This window comes from uncultured Sphingomonas sp., from assembly GCF_964235535.1.
In the GTDB taxonomy this organism is placed as follows: domain Bacteria; phylum Pseudomonadota; class Alphaproteobacteria; order Sphingomonadales; family Sphingomonadaceae; genus Sphingomonas.
In genome coordinates this window covers 1-2606 of record NZ_CAXSBH010000106.1, presented here as the reverse complement: position 1 = coordinate 2606, position 2606 = coordinate 1, and the positions used below count along the sequence as shown (strand labels likewise).

The 2606-nt window shown below is 68.5% G+C and carries 1 protein-coding gene and 1 pseudogene; both read left to right on the top strand.

The window, feature by feature from the left end:
• On the top strand, window positions 1–2252 hold a 2252-nt coding region (locus tag ACFE7F_RS15825; protein ID WP_375404805.1), incomplete at its 5' end, for a TonB-dependent receptor.
• A gap of 135 nt (window positions 2253–2387) precedes the next feature.
• Window positions 2388–2606, top strand: a pseudogene (locus ACFE7F_RS15820) (hypothetical protein); the annotation flags it as partial.

Sequence of the window (2606 nt, the reverse complement as noted above, 5' to 3'; positions counted from 1 at the left end):
TCATCGTCACCGCTCAGAAGCGCGACCAATCGTTGCAGGATGTGCCTCTCTCCATCGTCGCGGTGACGCCGGAGATACTGGTCGAGCAACGCGTCGAGACGGTGAGTGACCTGCAGCGGATCGTGCCGGGGCTGACCGCGCAGCGCGGCGCTTCGGTTTCGAACCTTCGGCTCAACATCCGCGGCATCGGCGCCGCGGGCAACACGTCGGTGGACCAGAGCGTCGCGGTGTTCCTCGACGGCGTCTACGTCGCGCGTCCGTCCGCCGTCTATTCATCGTTCCTCGACGTCGCGGGGGTGGAAGTCGTGCGCGGGCCCCAAGGCACGCTGTTCGGACGCAACACCACGGCCGGCGGCATCATCCTGCGCACGACCGATCCGCAGCGAGAGGCGCAGGCGCTCGGCTATGCCGAATATGGTGCGTTCGATCGCTATAGGGCGGAAGCGGTCCTGAACCCGCCCGGTAACGACCGGTTTCGATTGCGTCTCGCGCTGCAAACCGCCGGGACCGACGGGTATGGACGCAACCTGCTCGACGGGTCTCGCTTCGGGCGGCAGCGGTCCATGACGGGGCGTCTGGGCTTGGCGAGCGACATCACCGATACGCTGAGCTGGACGGGCAAGATCGACTATGCCGGGCTGAACGGCGACGGGCAGACGCCGACCGAGGCGATCGGACGCACCATCGGCGCGACGCAACGGGCCGCGCTCGCCGCCCGGCTGGGCGGCGCGCAGTTCCTGCCGGAACTCGACGATGCGACCGACCGGCGCGTGTTCCAGATCACGACGGGCCGTGTCGATGACCGGCAGGTGGGCGCGTCGAGCCGGCTGGTCTGGAATGTCGACGGGTGGGAGGCGCGGCTGATCGGCGGCTGGCGCGACTACAAGAACGACCAGTTCGACGGCGAGATCACCTTCCTGCCCAAACCGCTCGCGTCGCGGAACTCGTCGCTCTACAGCGAAAGCCGCTCGCAGGAGCTACAGCTGGTTTCGCCGTCGGATCGCCTGCTCGGGGGCAAGCTCGATCTGGTCGCGGGGCTGTATTATTTCGGCGAGACGCTCGACATCACCGAGCGGCTCAATCTCGATCCGAACTTCTGCAGCACCTTCGCGGCCGGCAATACGGCGCTGGCCTGCCTGCGCGGACCGCTCGCCGGTGCCACGGCGCTGACCTTCCGCCAGGAAAGCGACAGCTACGCGGCCTACGGCCAGCTGGACTATGAGCTGGTGCCCACCATCACGGTCCAGCTCGGCGCGCGCTACACCTGGGACCGCAAGAACGGCGTCTTCGTGCAACGGACGGCCAATCCGGTGGCGACCGCGCTGCGGGCGCCCGAGAACGACGCCCTGCGCTTCCGCGACGATCGCCCGACCTATCGCGCCGCGCTGACCTGGGAGCCGCTGTCGACGCTCAACCTCTTCGCGTCGTACAGCACCGGCTACAAGGCAGGCGGCTTCAACTCGGGCGGCGGCACGCCGGCCCTCGGCGTCACGCGGCGGACCTTCGCCTCAGAGACGGCGCGCAACTACGAGCTGGGCCTGCGCTCGCAGTTCGCCGATCGACGGATAACGCTCAATGTCACGGGTTACCGCGTCGATCTCGACGATTTCCAGGATCGCAGTTTCGACGGCACGACCTTCCTGATCCGCAACGCCGGTCGCCTGCGTCATCAGGGCGTCGAGGCCGAGGCGAGGATCGTCGTGACGCCGGCGTTCCGGCTGAACGGGGCGCTGGCCTATCTCGACTCCGAGTTCCGCAGCTTCATCGGCGCGTCCGCCTTCCCGGGCTGCTCGGCGGCAAGCCCGGCGATACCCCAGTGCGGCCCCGTCGGCGGCGTCCGGACGGTGCGCGACCTGACGGGCGGCCGCGCGCATTACGCGCCGGACTGGCAGGGATCGCTCACCGCACTGTACGACGTGAGCTTCGGCAACGACTGGAAGGCGACGATTTCGGGCGGCGCGACCCATGTCGGCGACCAGTTCGTCGGCAGCGTGACCGACAACAACCCGGCGACGCTGCAGAAGGCATATACGTTGCTCAACGCTCGTGTCGCCATCACCCCGCCGGGCGGCCGACTCGAACTCGCGGCGTTCGGGGAGAACCTGACCGACAAGGGCTACTGCGCCAACATCCTGTACCAGCCGAGCGACGCGCTGCTGGGCGTACGCAATCCGCAAACCGGCGACACCCTGGCCCGTTGCTTCGTCGGCGCGCCGCGCACCTACGGCGTGTCCGCGCGCCTGCGCTTCTGAACCCCGCCGATCGGATCTGTGACATGCCGAAGTGCGTGACGAACGCCCGAGGCGAACGACGACCCACCGGACGAGGAGACCACGATCATGCGGGCACCAAATCGAGCATGGCGGCTCAGCGCACCGGCCGCGCTCTTGACCCTATTGCTCGGCTGCGGCGGCAGCGATGACGACGCGGTGCCCGCGCCGACGCCCAGTCCCTCGCCCACGGCGGCGGCGGCGGTGTCGCGGATCACGAAGGTGGAAGTGCTCGGCCGAGCGAGCTTCGGCGGCACAAGCTACAGCAGCGCCGGTCAATATGAGGTGGTGAAGGTCAAGGTCAGCGGCGTCGCCAACCCGGACGGGGCCGAGAGC